This is a genomic window from Limnobacter sp. MED105, from assembly GCF_000170915.1.
In the GTDB taxonomy this organism is placed as follows: Bacteria; Pseudomonadota; Gammaproteobacteria; order Burkholderiales; family Burkholderiaceae_B; genus Limnobacter.
In genome coordinates this window covers 401,286-417,548 of sequence record NZ_ABCT01000001.1, presented here as the reverse complement: position 1 = coordinate 417,548, position 16,263 = coordinate 401,286, and the positions used below count along the sequence as shown (strand labels likewise).

At 48.1% G+C, this 16,263-nt stretch carries 17 protein-coding genes; 4 read left to right on the top strand and 13 right to left on the bottom strand.

Features of this window, described 5'->3' with window-relative positions; genetic code table 11:
• Window positions 1–4: 4 nt before the first annotated feature.
• Entirely contained in the window at window positions 5–769 is a 765-nt protein-coding gene (gene cysQ, locus LMED105_RS01985; protein ID WP_008247704.1) for a 3'(2'),5'-bisphosphate nucleotidase CysQ, read from the top strand.
• A gap of 336 nt (window positions 770–1,105) precedes the next feature.
• Here cysQ and LMED105_RS01980 read toward each other — a convergent pair whose 3' ends face one another.
• The 3 genes from LMED105_RS01980 to LMED105_RS01970 are packed head-to-tail and all read right to left on the bottom strand — an operon-like array spanning window position 1,106 to window position 3,775.
• On the bottom strand, window positions 1,106–2,212 hold the full coding sequence (locus tag LMED105_RS01980) for an acyltransferase (protein WP_008247703.1): 1,107 nt from the start codon (window positions 2,210–2,212) through the stop codon (window positions 1,106–1,108).
• A gap of 58 nt (window positions 2,213–2,270) precedes the next feature.
• Window positions 2,271–3,437, bottom strand: coding sequence for a nucleotide sugar dehydrogenase (locus LMED105_RS01975; protein WP_008247702.1), 1,167 nt, complete (start codon window positions 3,435–3,437; stop codon window positions 2,271–2,273).
• Entirely contained in the window at window positions 3,434–3,775 is a 342-nt protein-coding gene (locus LMED105_RS01970; RefSeq protein ID WP_008247700.1) for a MarR family EPS-associated transcriptional regulator, read from the bottom strand. The genes LMED105_RS01975 and LMED105_RS01970 overlap by 4 nt, the downstream gene beginning before the upstream one ends.
• Before the next feature lie 306 nt (window positions 3,776–4,081).
• Between LMED105_RS01970 and LMED105_RS01965 the strand changes: the two genes are divergently transcribed.
• Window positions 4,082–4,822, top strand: coding sequence for a glycosyltransferase family 2 protein (locus LMED105_RS01965; RefSeq protein WP_040512211.1), 741 nt, complete (start codon window positions 4,082–4,084; stop codon window positions 4,820–4,822).
• Here LMED105_RS01965 and LMED105_RS01960 read toward each other — a convergent pair.
• From LMED105_RS01960 to LMED105_RS01940, 5 genes are all read right to left on the bottom strand, one after another.
• Window positions 4,819–6,114 carry a type II toxin-antitoxin system HipA family toxin gene (locus tag LMED105_RS01960; protein WP_008247696.1) on the bottom strand — a complete coding sequence of 432 codons (1,296 nt, stop codon included), beginning with the start codon at window positions 6,112–6,114 and terminating at the stop codon, window positions 4,819–4,821. The genes LMED105_RS01965 and LMED105_RS01960 overlap by 4 nt on opposite strands.
• Window positions 6,104–6,397: a transcriptional regulator gene (locus LMED105_RS01955; protein WP_008247694.1), complete on the bottom strand. Its 294-nt coding sequence runs from the start codon at window positions 6,395–6,397 to the stop codon at window positions 6,104–6,106. Before LMED105_RS01955 ends, LMED105_RS01960 begins: the two co-directional genes overlap by 11 nt.
• A gap of 76 nt (window positions 6,398–6,473) precedes the next feature.
• Window positions 6,474–7,586, bottom strand: a complete 1,113-nt coding sequence (locus LMED105_RS01950; RefSeq protein WP_008247692.1) for a glycosyltransferase — start codon at window positions 7,584–7,586, stop codon at window positions 6,474–6,476.
• Between the two features lie 262 nt (window positions 7,587–7,848).
• Window positions 7,849–8,847, bottom strand: a complete 999-nt coding sequence (locus LMED105_RS01945; RefSeq protein ID WP_198006772.1) for a lipase — start codon at window positions 8,845–8,847, stop codon at window positions 7,849–7,851.
• A 182-nt stretch (window positions 8,848–9,029) separates the two neighbouring features.
• Window positions 9,030–9,509 carry a DUF6795 domain-containing protein gene (locus LMED105_RS01940; RefSeq protein WP_156799478.1) on the bottom strand — a complete coding sequence of 160 codons (480 nt, stop codon included), beginning with the start codon at window positions 9,507–9,509 and terminating at the stop codon, window positions 9,030–9,032.
• Between the two features lie 249 nt (window positions 9,510–9,758).
• Here LMED105_RS01940 and LMED105_RS01935 point away from each other — a divergent pair, with 249 nt between their 5' ends.
• Together LMED105_RS01935 and rfbA are read left to right on the top strand one after the other, a co-directional pair.
• Window positions 9,759–10,691 carry an NAD-dependent epimerase/dehydratase family protein gene (locus LMED105_RS01935; protein ID WP_040512058.1) on the top strand — a complete coding sequence of 311 codons (933 nt, stop codon included), beginning with the start codon at window positions 9,759–9,761 and terminating at the stop codon, window positions 10,689–10,691.
• The gene (rfbA, locus tag LMED105_RS01930; protein ID WP_008247685.1) at window positions 10,688–11,563 is read left to right on the top strand and encodes a glucose-1-phosphate thymidylyltransferase RfbA; all 876 of its coding nucleotides are present in this window, start codon (window positions 10,688–10,690) and stop codon (window positions 11,561–11,563) included. The genes LMED105_RS01935 and rfbA overlap by 4 nt, the downstream gene beginning before the upstream one ends.
• On the opposite strand, the gene LMED105_RS01925 is transcribed toward rfbA, so the two are convergent.
• The 5 genes from LMED105_RS01925 to LMED105_RS01905 are packed head-to-tail and all read right to left on the bottom strand — an operon-like array spanning window position 11,549 to window position 16,256.
• Window positions 11,549–12,490, bottom strand: coding sequence for a GNAT family N-acetyltransferase (locus LMED105_RS01925; RefSeq protein WP_008247684.1), 942 nt, complete (start codon window positions 12,488–12,490; stop codon window positions 11,549–11,551). The two genes, rfbA and LMED105_RS01925, sit on opposite strands and share 15 nt — an antisense overlap.
• Complete coding sequence (locus LMED105_RS01920) at window positions 12,490–13,407, bottom strand: hypothetical protein (protein WP_008247683.1); 918 nt, start codon at window positions 13,405–13,407, stop codon at window positions 12,490–12,492. The genes LMED105_RS01925 and LMED105_RS01920 overlap by 1 nt, the downstream gene beginning before the upstream one ends.
• On the bottom strand, window positions 13,404–14,087 hold the full coding sequence (locus tag LMED105_RS01915; RefSeq protein ID WP_008247674.1) for an acetyltransferase: 684 nt from the start codon (window positions 14,085–14,087) through the stop codon (window positions 13,404–13,406). The genes LMED105_RS01920 and LMED105_RS01915 overlap by 4 nt, the downstream gene beginning before the upstream one ends.
• A gap of 3 nt (window positions 14,088–14,090) precedes the next feature.
• Window positions 14,091–14,957, bottom strand: coding sequence for a glycosyltransferase family A protein (locus LMED105_RS01910; protein ID WP_232222692.1), 867 nt, complete (start codon window positions 14,955–14,957; stop codon window positions 14,091–14,093).
• A gap of 39 nt (window positions 14,958–14,996) precedes the next feature.
• Entirely contained in the window at window positions 14,997–16,256 is a 1,260-nt protein-coding gene (locus LMED105_RS01905; protein WP_008247671.1) for an O-antigen translocase, read from the bottom strand.
• Window positions 16,257–16,263 lie beyond the last annotated feature (7 nt).

The window sequence follows — 16,263 nt, the reverse complement described above, 5'->3', positions numbered from 1 at the left end:
CTATATGAACGTATCTGTGGACGATTTGGTTTCAATTGCCAAACAAGCTGGCCAAGCCATTATGAAAATTTATGACGGCGAAATTGTGGTACAACAAAAGGCGGACGATTCCCCTTTAACACTGGCAGACCTTGAAGCGGACCGCGTAATTTGCGAAGGGCTACAAAGGCTTTACCCGGAAATTTTTATTCTTTCCGAAGAATCAGCTTCAGGTGAACTGGCCGATTACGACAATTTTTTTCTGGTTGACCCCTTGGACGGCACCAAGGAATTCCTGAAGCGCAACGGTGAATTTACCGTGAACATTGCTTGGATTAAAAACGGAATTGCTGAAGTTGCAGTGGTGTATGTTCCTGCATTGCAAGAGTGTTTCAAGGCAGACGCAACCGGTGCTTATGAAGAGCTAGAAAACGGCACATGGAAAACTCTTGGTACGAACAAAGCCAGAGTTGAAAAACTTCGAATTGTGGGAAGCAGATCGCACGGGGCCGAAGAGATGGAACAATGGTTGGCTACACTGACAGAGCCTTATGAGTTTTTGGCGGTGGGCAGTTCATTGAAATTTTGCCGGGTTGCGCAAGGCGTTGCGGACATTTACCCAAGGTTTGGCCCCACCTGCCAATGGGATACAGCTGCAGCGCAATGTATTGTTGAAAAAGCCGGGGGCACAGTGACAGATTTAAGGGGCACGCGCCTGCACTATGGTGTGTTGAGGGAAAAACTGAACCCATACTTTATTTGTAAGGCCTCACAAAATCATAAAACCTGAAATTGCCTTGAAGATAAAAACTGAAATTTCGCAATAATTCGATATTAATTGATAACCAAAAAACAAGAATGAAATAATCAAACAAGATTTTACACGAAATAATATCCCTTAAAAAAATATTCGCATATCGCTGTCGCAATCGAAAACCACCCACCAAGTTAACTTTTTTTTTAGATTTTTTACAAATAATTTCTCGAGACACCAACACATTAATAACTTATGGATTTTTAAAATTACTTTTAGCGGAATTTACTTCGATAGCAATACTTTCCTTAAAGACTCAAAATAGCAGCCAACTAAAGAAAAACACAATAACTTCCAACATAAATGCAAGAATCAATTTTTTCCAAATCGCACAAAAGGCAATTCGATCCATTTATACGATAGATACGAAAGCGGAAACATTACCAGGATTGACAGAGAAACTAAAGCAACAACTGCGTACTGACTAAGCCCCCCTCCAACAAAAACACTGCAACCGCCCACAATCAAGCTAAAAACTGGTATGTGCAACAAATAAGTAGAATATGACAATGTTCCCAAAGTCACTGTAAATTTATTCAAAGCCAAGAATCGTGCGATTAAAGCCAAATATTTAGGAAAATGAATTGATCCATTCTCATACAATGCAATCAATAGAAACACCATCCAGATCAGAAGCGCAAGATAATCTACAAATAAAAAACCTGCCGCCACCATCGAAAATCCTTTAATTTTGGCTAAACGATTCTCTTCAAAAAGGAAGCGACATCCAATCCCAATCAAAAAATGCGGCAAACCCAAAATTAAAATAGACGAATATTTCCAAGAATAAGCATTCTGCTCTTTAAAGAAAAAGATCAATAAACATAAAATTATAACTATCCAAAAAAATTTCCATCGACCTCTATTAATCAACCCAAAGATCAAAACTGGTGCAATGAGGTAAAATTGCCACTCAAGTGAAAGACTCCATGCTGGAGCGAGAAATGTGCTGCTCGAAAACTTTAAAATCTCTTCTGGAACTATTCCGTGCATCAATGTCAAGTGCAATACCATATGATATAAGTAGTTATTCTGCTCTTCCAAAACGCGATCTAGACGCATCTCGCCAGCATAAACCCAAGGATATGTAGTGTAAGCTTCAAGGTATAGTGGCTGAACTAATATAGCCACGAACAAAGAGATAATAAATATCGGGTAAACTCGCAACCACCTTCTCTTAATATATAAAAAATAAGTTTCTCTTTTTACCAACAATAGATGAGTTATAACAAAACCACTCACAATTATGAAAGTGTTTACAGCAGTAAAACCCCTCTCCAACAAAACCATTAAATAGTATAAGACGCCACCACCATCGACATTACGATACGACAAACCGGTTAACTGCATCGAATGACCAACTACTACCCACCAGGCCATCCACGCTCTTAAACTTTCGATTGTTTCAAATTTTTTCATGACCTAGCTATTTATAGAAAAATGATACTTAAAAACCATCCTTTCATGGATGCCTTATCTAGTCACTACCAAATAAGTCTCGCGAGTACACTTTGTATCCCACATCAACAAGATCTTCAATATGCCTGTTGCAGAGAACCAAATCCGCTTGTTGTTTGAACTGTTCCAGGTCGTTCACCACCCTGCTTCTAAAAAATTCCGGTTCTTTCAACACTGGTTCATACACAATTACCTCTATACCCTGAGCCTTGATTCGCTTCATGATTCCTTGAATTGCAGACGATCTGAAGTTATCGCTACCCGCTTTCATTACCAATCGGTAAATGCCCACCACTTTTGGATTCTTGGCGATGATGTCTGCCGCGATGAAATCTTTGCGGGTAGTGTTGGCATCTACTATAGCTTGAATCATGTTTTGCGGCACGTCGCTGTAATTGGCCAGCAGTTGCTTGGTATCTTTGGGCAGGCAATACCCACCGTAACCGAAACTAGGGTTGTTGTAGTGGTTGCCAATGCGAGGGTCTAGGCACACGCCGTCGATAATTTGTCGAGTATCTAGCCCGTGCCTAGCGGCATAAGTATCTAGTTCATTGAAGTACGCCACGCGCATGGCCAGGTAGGTGTTGGCAAACAGCTTGATGGCTTCAGCTTCAGTACTGCCGGTAAATAGGGTGGGTATGTTTTGCTTAATTGCGCCTTGCTGCAACAGGGAAGCAAACTGCTTGGCACGCTCGCTTTGCTCGCCCACTATAATGCGGCTCGGGTGCAGGTTGTCATAAAGGGCTTTGCCTTCACGCAAGAATTCAGGGCTGAAAATAATTTGGTTCGTATTCAGCTTGCTGCGCAGTTGCTCGGTGTATCCCACGGGTATGGTGCTTTTAATCACCATGGTGGCGTGGGGGTTGATGGCCAGTACATCTGCCACCACCGCTTCAATCGAGCTGGTGTTGAAGTGGTTGGATTCAGGATCGTAATCAGTGGGGGTGGCGATAATCACAAAGCTTGCACCCATATAAGCTTCTTCTTTTTGGGTGGTGGCCTTGAAGTTCAATGGCCTGTTGGCCAGAAAATCTTCAATTTCAGCATCGTGAATAGGCGACCTTTTCTGATTCAGCAAATCCACTTTGGCTTGAACAATATCTAAAGCCACCACCTCATTGTGCTGGGCCAACAGCATGGCATTGCTTAAGCCCACGTAGCCAGTACCTGCAATCGCTATTTTCATTTTTTATTTACTTCCCGTTCCAGTTCTTCAAGCTCGGCTTTCATCAATTCAAATTCCTGCCGCTTGCGAGCCAGAAAACGCGTGGTGATGGCAAGCTTGTTTGCAACTCCCTTGGGGGTAAGCTGGTACACATAGGCCAGTTTGTTGTCGCTGCGCATGAAGTTACCCACCTTGATCAAGCCGCGTTCTTTCAGCGCTTTCAGCTGGTAGTTGATTTGCCCCAAACTCACACCAAGCTCATCGGCCAATTCGCGCTGGGAAATGTCGGGCTTGCTTTCAATCAGGCGAAGCACGCGAAAGCGCACCTCTTCACGTTGTTGGTCTATTCGGTCTGACACAGGAATTAGGTTTAATTAAGAACAGCTTTTTGGGCACGCTACCGCCGTGTTGTACGCCGATCAACAGGCGGGAAACGCGGTTGGAAATGGATAACTGAAGGTGCGGCTGCGTTCAAAGTTGAACACTCCAAATAGTAAAGCCTGAAGCGTTACATGTCTATTACATTGCTGCACCGCACATACCTAATATTGACTACAAATAGCGTAGTTTTACCTATTTCATACCGACGGCTCCCCGCATTTGCGGGGGTAGTTTAGAGCGTTTCTGTATTGACCAAAATCAACTTCGGAAACAAACTTGAGTTCATGAAAATTTCCATTATTACTGCGGTGTACAACCGCGCCAGCACACTCAGCAGCTCGATCGATTCCGTTCAATCGCAGTGCTACCCCAACACAGAACATGTGCTGGTCGATGGCGCTTCCAGCGATGGTTCGGTTGAATTGATTCAGCAGCGCATGCGCGCGCACGATGTGTTTGTGAGCGAACGCGATGGTGGCATTTACGACGCGCTGAACAAAGGGCTGAAACTGGCCACTGGCGATGTAATTGGGCTGGTGCATTCAGACGACTTTTTGGCCAACCCGCATGTGCTGCGCGACGTAGCAGAGGCACTAAGCCAACCCGGTGTGCACGGGGTGTATGGCGATTTGCAGTATGTGTCGAAAGACGACACCAACAAGGTGATTCGCCATTGGGAATCGGGCCAATACCACCCCAGCAAACTAAAGCGCGGGTGGATGCCACCGCACCCTACCCTGTTTTTAAAGCGCGAGGTAATTGAGCAATGGGGCGGCTATGACACCAGCCTGCGCATTGCGGCCGATTACGACGCCATGCTGCGCTACCTGCACAAGGGGCAAATTCAACTGGCTTACATTCCGCGCGTGTTGGTCAAAATGCGGGTGGGCGGCGAGAGTAACAAGTCGCTTAAGAAAATTATGCAGAAAAGCCGCGAAGACATGACCGCCCTGCGCAACAACGGCGTGGGCGGTTTTGGCACCTTGGTGTTTAAAAACCTGAGCAAAATAAAGCAATTTTTTTAACTGCTCGCGAGCAAGCCTTGATTTGCCTTTCTGGTTTCGTCTAACTGCTTGGCGATTAAGGCGCTGGTTTCTTGGCTTAAACCTACCGCCTTGGCCAAGGTTTCAAACTGAGCAAGGGCATGAACGGTGTGTTCAACAATTTGCCTGGCTTCGCCCCAATTCGCAACACCTGCTGCAGCTGCCAGGCCCTGAACAGCCTTCAACGGCGGCGCTTTGCCAAACCCTGCAAATGCCGTGCTGTGCTCACCGTGGGGGTGGGGGCTAAAGGTGACATCGTAAAAAGGTGCAGGCTGCCAGTGGCCTTGGTCGTTCTGCAAAAACGCCCAGTTTTTGCTGTGGTCGTCTTGATTGCTCGCCAGCAAATTGAATACCGCGCGCCGAAATTGAAGCTGAGCTGCCGCGGGCGATTTACACAAGCGCCGGGTTGCTGAAATTAGCGTTAGGTAATCCAGACTGGGCAAGCGAAAGTCTGCACCCAACAGGCCACAAGCACTATGCATGTGCAAGCGGCCGGCCGGGCCCTCTTGATTGGAAACCCAGTCAAAACGCTTTAAAGCCAGCCAAGGGTACTCACGATTGGCATAGCCAGGTTGAACCAGAGTGTGTTGCGGCGGTTCAAGCTGAAGTTGCTCGGCAAGCAGCAAGTACACCGCTTCGCAAATACCTTCCTCATGGCCCAAGGGCAAACTTGCGGAAGTAAATTTAACCAACCAGGCTTCATCGCCCGCCCTGGATGCCGTGCTGCAGTTGGCCCAGTTGCCGGGTTGCGCATATATCAAGGCCTTGGGCCTTGCACCTCCCGAATTTCCGCTGACTACCAAGGCTTGCAGCACCTCCCCTGTTTGCCCCTCGAACACGGCTTGGGCTTGTTGGCCCAAGTCAGAAAGGTCAATATCGCTTTGTGTTATAGCTGCATATTGTGAATTGGGGGCGTACGCCAAGGCACCCACTGCACCCTGCCCAACAAAGGCCAGGCGGTCCATTTGCGTGAGCACGTTGGGCAGTATGCCATGCTGGCGAAACACGCGGCCTTGAAGCAACAACCCCCAGCCATCGGGCAGGCTATCGGCAAACACACCATGCAGGCCCTGGTGCGGGCCAGCCGGGGCTTGCTGAAGGGCCAATGTGTTATTCAGCGCGTAAGGCGACAAATTGCCGAAACGGCCCAAATAATTGTCGTGGTACTGAAAGTAAACGCCTTGCCTGTTTTGCGCCAGGGTGCCCACGTCAACTTCCTGGCCAGTTGACAGGGTGCGGCTTACATTCAGTTTTTGGATGGGTTTAAAACTCATCGGCCAGCACCTGTTCGATGGTTGTTGGGTGGGCTATGGTGTTGTTGTGCCGCTGATTAAGCAGCATGGCCAGGCGGTCTATGTTGTCCAGGCACTCCCAAAGCAGCAAAAACTGGCGTAGCGATATTTGGCCGGTGGTTTCAAACTTTTTAATGGTGGGCGCTGGCACAGTGCTAATTTTTTCCAATGCCTGACGAGACAGCTTTTGCTGCTTGCGCAGCCGCTGAAGGTGCTGGGCCAGCTGATTTTGCAGGTTGGTTTCAGTAGACAAACTGATATTCATTTAAGACACAATAGTATCCTTAAAACCTAATTATAACAATTTATGGATATTCTGGTGTCTATTTTACAAGTGCGTTTTAGTGCGCACGCCTGCGAAAGAAAATACCCAATACCAGCATGCGGCGGTACAGCCGCACATAGGCCACTACGCTGAACGCCAACCATGCCAACACCATGCCCAGGCTTTCTGGCCAGAACACGGCGCCCAGCATGGGCACTGCGGCGTAAATCCACATTAACGGGGAAGTGGCAGCATTGCGCTGCCAAGCCGGCGCATAAGGCAACAGTTTGCGGCTAACCACGCGGCGGTACACCAAGCTGTGTAAATGGGAAGCATCGGGCGCGCCAGGGTTGTGCCTGCGTTTGCGCGTGGTTCGGCGGTACACACTGAACAGTGTTTCAATCACCGGGTAACCGCACACCAGCAACATGGCCCATGGGCTTACGTCAACAGGATTGCGCATGGCCAGCATTACAGCCAGCATGGCGACGTAGTAGCCTAGGAAATAGGCCCCAGCATCGCCCAGAAACAGGTGGCCCTTGGGGTAGTTGATGAACAAAAAACCCAAGGTAACCGACACGCCCAGTAGCGCCAGCTGAATGATGACGAAGTCGTCTACACGCCACGCGATGGCGGCCAGCGTAAGCAACATAAGCACCACCACGCCACCAGCCAGTCCATTGAAACCATCAACAATATTCACGCTGTTGGCAATACCTGCCACGGCAAAGGCGGTGAATATGAGGCCGATTGGGGCCAGTGCCAGCAACAGGTCTACGCCCGGTACATTCACAAAACTGACCCAGTAACCAGTCAGCAATGCTGCGATTAAACCGCTGGCAATGGTAGCCAACAGGCGGGCTTTCACGCTAATGCGCTTGGTAATATCTTCAGCCAGGCCAAAGGCAAATGCTGGCAAGGCGCCCAACAACAACAGGCCCAACAAGTGTTGGCGGTTGCTGCCCACGGGCAGGAATGACCAAGCCGCAATTAAGCCCACGGCCAGCGCGATACCGCCAATGCGGGGCGTTGGAATGGTGTGAAATTTTTGGATGCCCTGGGGGGCATCGAGTGTAAGGCGGCCATGCCATTTTTTAGTTAATACAATAAACAAGGCCACCAGAAAGCTACATAACAGCCCTACCATGGCCGAAGGCCAATTCAGGCTTAGCGCCGCTGCTGTTTGCATGATGCTCCACACACATGAAACAGTGCTTGCGGGCAGGCAAGCACATTGTTTTATTTAAGTCATTAAAAATGCCCGAGGCGGCAAATTGCTACAGGTAATATTTCGTAATTATTGCACCTGCTTCATGGCAGGTTTGTGACACAGCACCTAAGGGTGAAGTATACGCCTGCCTTTGTTACACGTGTTACAGCCTTTTGGATTCAGCTAGAGGCCATTAATTGCTAACGGGCGAGTGGAGAATTGGTTGGCAGGAATTGAATGATTACCGCCCCACCAGTTGAATGGCCTGTTTGGCCATGGTAGTTACCGACAGGTGCAGCAGGTTGAACACCCAGCGAATGGTGGCCACTGAAGCATCGGCCAATGCATAAGTTGAGCGGCCCAGGTAAGCCATGATGGCATTGAGCATGCCAGCTACCTCTTTGGCCTGTTTGTGGCTGGCTTGGGCGTAGCGGGCGAGTATTTCCGAGAGCTGATCCAATACCGTGAATGCCCCCGTGCCGTAATGGCTTACGCTGAGCAGGCTTTGCGCGCCCAAGCGGCTCAGCATGTCGTGAATGGCTTTGTTGATCAGCTTGAGCAAGCGCCCACTGAACATGGCACCCGGCATTTTGGCGAGTTGTTCAAACTGCCCTGCTTCCTTGTTGTTGGCTGGGTACAGGGAGTTTTCAAGCTGCTGTTGTTTGCTCAGGCTTTGGCTTTGCATTTGTTTCCAACTGCTGTTGACCATGCTGCCATAGCCATTGGCCAGCATATGCTGCATGGGATTAATTTTCAGCATGCCGGCTTCTAGCAAGTAAGTGCCATGCACATAGGGCGAGTGCACGAAGGGATAGCACGGCACCATGGTGACAATGTCTGCCTCGTTGGCCACGCGGTACACATGGGCCACTTTCATTTTTTTACTTAGGTGCTCGGCATATGGCACCATACCCACGCGGGGTGCAGCCACGGTGTACAGGTAAGAATTCAAGCCCAGTTCGGCACAAGCCGCTGCATTGAGGTTGGCCAATGCCCCGCCCAGGCTGTGGCCCATGCAGTGCACTGCGGTGGGCTTGAAACCAAGGTTTTGTTGCTTGATGAATTCATTAAGCTGCTGAACATAGCTTTTGAATGTGGTGCCAAAGCCTTTGTGAATGGCGTGGCCAGTGGGGCCAGGGGTAGGAATGGCGTTGATGTCGGTACCAGCATCAGCCCAAGTGGCTGTGCCACGGGTGGCGATGACGATTTCGCGGGAGCGACCACCATTGAGCTGAGCCATGAAGCCGAAGCCGCTGGGAATGGGGGTGGTGAGACCGGAGGAGGCGGTGATTGGCTTGAGAGTCTCAACATTCACAAAAGGCAGCGCATTTGCTAAATCCCGTTTTACAACTTGAGAGAAGGTTCTCTTGAGCTCGTAGGCCTTGTCGGACAAAACAAAGATTTGAGTCGGATTTAATTCATTCATAGAGGTTGATTCCCGTTGTGTTGGCAGCGCACGATGCGCCCAAATGAAAACTCTTCAAACTTTGCTAGATCACAGTTAATTCGAATGACGCCATCGTTTGATTCCGTGCCTAAATTAAAGTCGTGTTTGCTGTAAGACCAAATTGTGTAAGGCTTGCCTTCATACAAGGCCTCAATCACCTGAGAGACTCGAGGATTGGCAGACAACAAGTCAGGCCTTAAGAATCGACGCTCAGCGACAGGTTGAAATTGAAAGCGACCTTCAGAGTCTGTTTGAACGTGGTCTTGATACTCACCATTCTCAAATCCGCCACTTCGCAACAGTCGAGTCACCTTTAAGTTGTCCAATGGCTTTCCTTGCCAATGAATAAACCCTTCGATGGGCGAGCAGTAAACAATTTTTCTGAACACAAAGGCCTCCGAGGAAACGGGAGTAAGGGGCAGCAGCAATACCAAAACGAACAAGATGCGGTACATGGTCAAAGCCTGCATGTTTTGAACAAACGAGCACGCTAGCACTGGGTGGGGCGGGAGGCAAAAACAGGGTTGAGTACGTAATCAGGATGGGGGTTATTGCGACTAAATATTGCGAGAAAGTACAACTACCTACGTGAAGCCCACTGAGGTTTGATCCACCGATGCTGGATCCATTCGAGGTTGGTGTGAGTGGGGATAGGCGGTGATAATATCGCCATTCAGTTTAATCATCTACAAAAGGACTTTGGTTTGGCTAAATACCTAGTCACCGGCGGTGCAGGATTTATCGGGTCGCATTTGGTCAGTGCATTGAACGGCCTTGATCACCAGGTCATTGTTCTTGACAACCTTAGTAGTGGTCGGCGTGAGAACATTGAGAATTGGCTTGGACCAAACACGTGCTTGGTGGAGGGTGATATCCGTGACCAATCGTTGGTTGAAAACCTGCTTGCAGAAACAGCAGGGGCATTTCACTTGGCCGCTTTGGTCTCTGTTCCGCAGTCAATTGAACGCCCAACAGAGTCGTTCAGCATTAATCTGGAAGGAACATTGAATCTTCTGGAAGCCAGTAGAAAGCAAGGCAATAAAAAAATTGTGTTTGCCAGCTCGGCTGCGGTTTACGGAAACAGGCATTCATACCCCGTTTCGGAAACTATGGCGGGACAACCTATATCACCGTACGGCCTGCACAAATTGATGTGCGAACAACACGCTGAACTGTTTGCAAATTTGTACAACGTGAATTCTGTCGGCATGCGGTTTTTTAATGTTTATGGCCCCCGCCAAGACCCATCTTCACCCTACTCTGGAGTAATTTCCATTTTTATTGATCGATTACGCAGAGGACTGGCCCCGACCATTTACGGCGATGGCAGCCAAACTCGTGACTTTGTGTATGTGGGTGATGTTGTTCAAGCATTGATCAAAGCGATGAACAGCAAAAAACAAGGCTTTGCGGCTTACAACGTTGGCAGGGGCGAGAGCGTTACAATTAACATGCTGTGGCAAATTTTGTGCGATGTTGTGGGTACCAACTTACCCGCGAAACTTGGACCGGCCCGAGAGGGCGAGATACACACGTCCTTGGCGAATATTTCAAAGATTGAAGCTGAACTAGGCTACAAGGCAGAAATAACCTTGCAAGAAGGTTTGATAAAAACTTACGAATGGGCAACCCAATGAACAATAGAAAAGGCATTTTGCTGGCTGGTGGGTCGGGCACCCGCTTGTACCCAGTGACTACGGCAATTTCAAAACAATTGATGCCGGTGTATGACAAGCCCATGGTGTACTACCCGCTGAGCACCTTGATGTTGGCAGGTATTCGTGAAGTGATGCTGATTTCAACCCCGCAAGACATACCCTTGTTTAAAACCTTGCTTGGCGACGGTTCCCAGTGGGGAATGAAAATTGAGTACGGGATTCAACAGAACCCGGATGGTTTGGCACAGGCCTTTCTGATTGCTGAAGATTTTATTGATGGCAACCCGAGTTGTTTAATTCTTGGAGACAATATTTTCTACGGTCACGCCCTTGCAGAACAGTTACATACAGTGAGTAAACATGATGCGGGCGCTACAGTATTTGCCTACCATGTACACGACCCGGAACGGTATGGCGTAGTTAGTTTTGACGATCAACAACGTGCAATAGACATTGAGGAAAAACCAAAGAAACCCAAGAGTAATTATGCGGTGACTGGTCTGTATTTCTACGATCACCAGGTATGTGAAATTGCACACACAATTAAACCCTCAGCAAGAGGGGAACTTGAAATTACCGATGTCAACAAGCGCTACCTGGAAATGGGCCAATTACAAGTTGAAATTATGCGCCGTGGATACACTTGGCTGGACACAGGTACGCATGACAGCTTGTTGGATGCGGCTTCGTTTATTCACACCATTCAAAGGCGGCAGGGCTTGATGGTGAGTTGCCCTGAAGAAATTGCCTTTATGCAAGGTTGGATTAACGAGGAGCAAGTGCGCAAACTCGCGAAGCCTTTGGTGAAGAACGAGTACGGCAAGTATTTGATGGGATTACTGGGCAAGTGACCATTCGTAGAAGTCGTGGCAAATGGTACGCCCACCGAACATTTCTTTTTGTAGGCAAAGCCCTTCATTAAGATGGGTTCCCTGCTGTTCAGTAGAAATGCCGAAACTGAAGTAGTCGAGATCTGCAAACTCTTGTTGGATTAGGTGGGCTAGCAACAAGTCGAGCGCACCACATTGCAAACCTTGGTCTGAATTGAACATGTACTGCGTGTGCGCAGTTTTTCGATCAACAAAAACCAGTACACCCGCCAATAGTGTGCCGCCGAGAGTGGCATTGAACAGGCGAATATTGTTCGGGAAACGGCCATTGAGCAAACTCATTTCATCGGCAGAATGAACTGGCTTAACGCCGTGCCGTGATTGCAATACTTGTTGTCCTAATTGAAAGAAGCTGGCGAAATTTGTACCTTCCGATACTTCGACACCAGCTTGCACACCTTTCTTGATTCCTTCTTTCTTGCCTTTCGAGAACCTGAGTTGACTGGGTAAGTGAATAACAGTGGACGCATCGCGGCGAATCAGTTTTGCCCCCATTTGATGAAGGCAATAGAGATCTTCCGCAGCGGGCATGGTGTGGTAAATAGGAGGTATTGCTTTGTACAAAACAGAATTAAAACCGGCTGCATGCAGGTATTTGCCAATTAGTACAAACCAGTCGCGAACCTGACTCAGCTTTGCGTCGCTGGTGACGACCAAGCCGCCATAAGTTAGCCCACCATGTGACACCAATTGTTGGTCATGAGCACTTCCCGCGAGCACAGCATGAATGTTACCTTTCTCGTCTAGAATCAAGAGCGAGTGATCTTGAAATCGATCAGCATGGTATTCCATGTAATCTCGATCAAATAGAAAGGTGCCATTTTTTGACTTGGCTACAAACTGATTCCAGCGGGCCTTATGGCCTGGCGAGTACCGAACGACTTCCATTATTCAGTCGACTCCAGTTCGGCCCATCCAAACCCTTCTAGTCCCATGTTGTTGCCGTTGTAAAACATCAACGTTTTGTCATTCACCTGCAGTAACGCGGGGTAACAGAGATGTTTACTGTCCCAACCCTGAGGGGCGAGAGAAATACCCAATTGATCATCAATTCGAGTCCAGTGCAAACCGTCGTCAGACTTGGCAAGTCCGGGGAAGTAGTCGCCTTGCGGAGTACCCCAGGTGAAATGCATGTAGCGCTGACCTTTGACAAAAAATACTCTGGGCCGTCCTATTCGGTACTCATCGCCAGACAGTGGAATGCAGGGTTGAGTTTCCTGATCAAAATGAATGCCGTTAGCGGATGACACGTGACGGATTTGATAACGAGGATAGGGTTTACCGTCGATTAACTCCCAGCCGTCATCACAGGCGTACCATGCACGAAAGCGACTGTTCTCTAGATGAACGCTGTGAATTGCCCGAATGTAAATTCCCTCGTTGGCACGATCAAGTACGGGGGCAGCGGACACGCGCTTAAAACTGTCGCCACCATCGGTACTGACAGCCAGTCCACTGAATGCTAAAAACTTGGCTTTGGCAACCAGCTGAAAACCCACGTAATACATATGAAGTGATTCGCCAACTTTAATGACATCACCAAGTATTACTCCATTGTCGTCAAATGCACCGGGTTGGCCAATATCCAACGCGGGGGTTTCGGAAACACGAAGTACTTTGCCCGGGTTGTTGGAGTCGACATCAACAAACCCGATTCGGCTTACCCCCTGAGAATCACGAAACCCTGCATAAACCCTTATGGTGTCTGGATTCAACAAAATAGGGGTGGGTGTAAGTGCACTGTTTTGTGCCCAGCTGGGCGTACCACTTGGACCATAAATATGGCCTTTTTTTTGCCACTTCATTCGCCGTCCTTGATGCGAAACAATCTGCGAGCACCTACTTTGGAGGCCTCTGTACTTGGGGCCTGTATCAGCTGGCCTGCCTCGGTACTTTTTTGAATCAATGCACCTGCGCCAATGAAGCAGTCTTCGCCCAAGGTAATGTTATTGATCAAGGTTGAATTAACGCCCAAGAAACAGTTTTCTCCGATTTCGCAATAGCCAGAGACAACTACTTGAGAGGCCAGGAAACAATGATCGCGAATAACCGTGTTGTGCCCGATGTGATTGCCACTCCAGAGCACGATGTTATTGCCTAACTTCACGAAGGGCTGAAGTGTGTTGTCTTCGAATACGAAACAGTTTTCGCCAATTTCAACGTTGCGCCACACAAAAGCACGTGGGCTAACGTAACTGGCCAACCGGTATCCCTTGGCTTTGGTTTCAAGGTAAAGGCGCTTTCTAATTCTGTTGAGTTTGGTTGAGCTGATCGCAACAAAAGCTTCTACCTCTTGAGGAGAATATGAATTTTGTAATTCTTCAAAGGGCACCACAGGTAACCCACACTGTTCTTTCTCCTTCAGGTAGGCAGACTCTACGGAGAAGGCCACTACCTCGTAGTCAGTATCAACAGTGAAGTACTCATAGGCGATCAGTGCAGTTTCTCCTGCACCAACGATTACCAGTTTTTTGTTTTTGCTCATTCCTTATCCCCGAAATTGTATGACTCGCAGGCCGAGGTGAAAAAGCCGGTTTAGCTTGGCCAGCAACCAAGACAGTTGATGCGAGTTTTTTTGTTGCAAACGATAAGGCAAAGTGCGGAACCAGAGGTAGTTTCTAAGCCAAGGTATCGCCGTATCTGCGTAAATATCTGACTCTGTTCTTGCACAATCTGAGCGAATCAACATTTGATCTACTCCAGGTGTGTATTGATTCTCTCCGCGCCCGCGAAAACGATAAAGATGCACCACGTTGTGCATGTACCCAAAGCGTTTCGTTTCAGCAATTTTAAGGGCTGACCAGCGATCTTCCAGCGAATACTCGCTGGGGTACGGACCAAAACTTCGAAATACCTTTGTTTTTCCAAACAAACGACACCACGGTAAACCCCAAACGTAGATTAAATCGAGCATCAAAAAGAACTGGATTTTGAACAGAATATTTTGAAACCCGTTAATAACGCGCGCCTTGATGGTACTGCCTTGCAAATCGATAATTGCACAATTACCCCATACAAAATCTTTGTCAGAATTGCGCAGCATGTAGTTGCGTTGCAAATCAATGGCCTGGGGTGCCAACAAATCGTCTGACGCGAAATGTGTGAGGTATTCACCGTTGGCCAAGGCAACCAACTTATTGAGGTTGCCATTGATTCCAAGATTCACTTCGTTCTCGATTAGCTGCCAAGACTCAAAATGATGCCCATGCTGCTCAAGCCATGTTCGACAAACCTGAATGGAATTGTCTTTGGATTTGTCGTCACAAACAATCAACTCAACCTTTGACACGTCAGATTGCAACAGACTTTCCAGTGCAGGAACTACAGTGGCTTCATGGTTGTACATAGCAACCATGACCGTCACAATTCCTTTTTTTTCGTGTGAACTCATTTTTTACATAACCATTTTCGAGGGTAGGTCTTTAACAATTACCAGCCAGCAATAAAACCAGAATAAAGCGGAGTTAAGCGCCTGAGCAAGTAAAACCCCTTCGATTCCATGATCGGCGCCAAGCCAGAACCCAAGTATCAGGAAACTGAGCCCAAACAGAAGCTCGGCTAGGACATACCATTTCACCATGGCTTTACCGAGCATGACAAAACCGAGTACCCAGCTTCCAATCTTGAGGAAATCTGCCAGCAATTGAAGCGGATAATACACTTCCATACCGGCGAAACTTGAATCAAAAAGAATCGGCGTAATTTGAAAACGCAGAAGGTAAATTGCCATTGCCATTAAAAAAGCAGCAGGCAAGGCGAGTTGGTAAACCTTGATGATTTCTCGCTTGAGGACAGACCAGCTTTGCGTTTCCGACACTCTGGGCAACAGGTATACGCTGAGCGTTGTAGTAATGAACATAAGGTATACATCGCTAATGCGAGTAACCGCATGCCATTGACCTACTGGGCTGGCACCCTGAGTTTCGATCAAGAAATTTCGTATTGCAATTTGAACCGCAGGTGCAACCAATGCACCCACCAAGGCCATGAGACCGAAGCCCAGCAATTTGCGTAGCTCGGAAACATCAAAACTGGCCAATTGAAACTTGAGTTGGAACCAGGGTTTTTTAAGTAGTACAACAATGGTTAACAAACCCACAACGGCCTGGCTGATTGCAAGAGCAACCAACGCGCCATACAGGCCTTTCCACACGGCCAAAAGCGAAGCGATGGCTGCACCCAGAATTGACAGTGCAATGTTCAAGCTAACGTAGTTGACGACTTCTTTGCGGCCATTGAGAACAGCCAAACCCAGGCAATTGATGGCGAGTAAGGGTAGCGCGGCAGCAAGCCAAAAAAAGACGGACTGAAATTCGTCGCTACCCAACAACTGAAGAGAAAGTTGCCTGGAAAATAGAACAAGCACAACACCACAGAGAAGGGCCACTCCGAGACCGAATACGAAGGCAGTGGACCACAAACGATTTTGTGCAGCTTGGTCAACGCCGTACTCGGCGGTGTACTTCGTGACGCCATTCTGGATAGCCTGCCCAGCCAACGCTGACACAATAACCAGCGCCTGCTGAAACTGACCTATTAATGCATAACCAGAGGGCCCCACATAAATAGCCAACACTTTGTTCAAGCCAAGTGCGGTCAGAATTTTAACAATGACCGCGATGGCGTTGAGCAAACTGGTTTTGATAAGCCCCACGATTGGC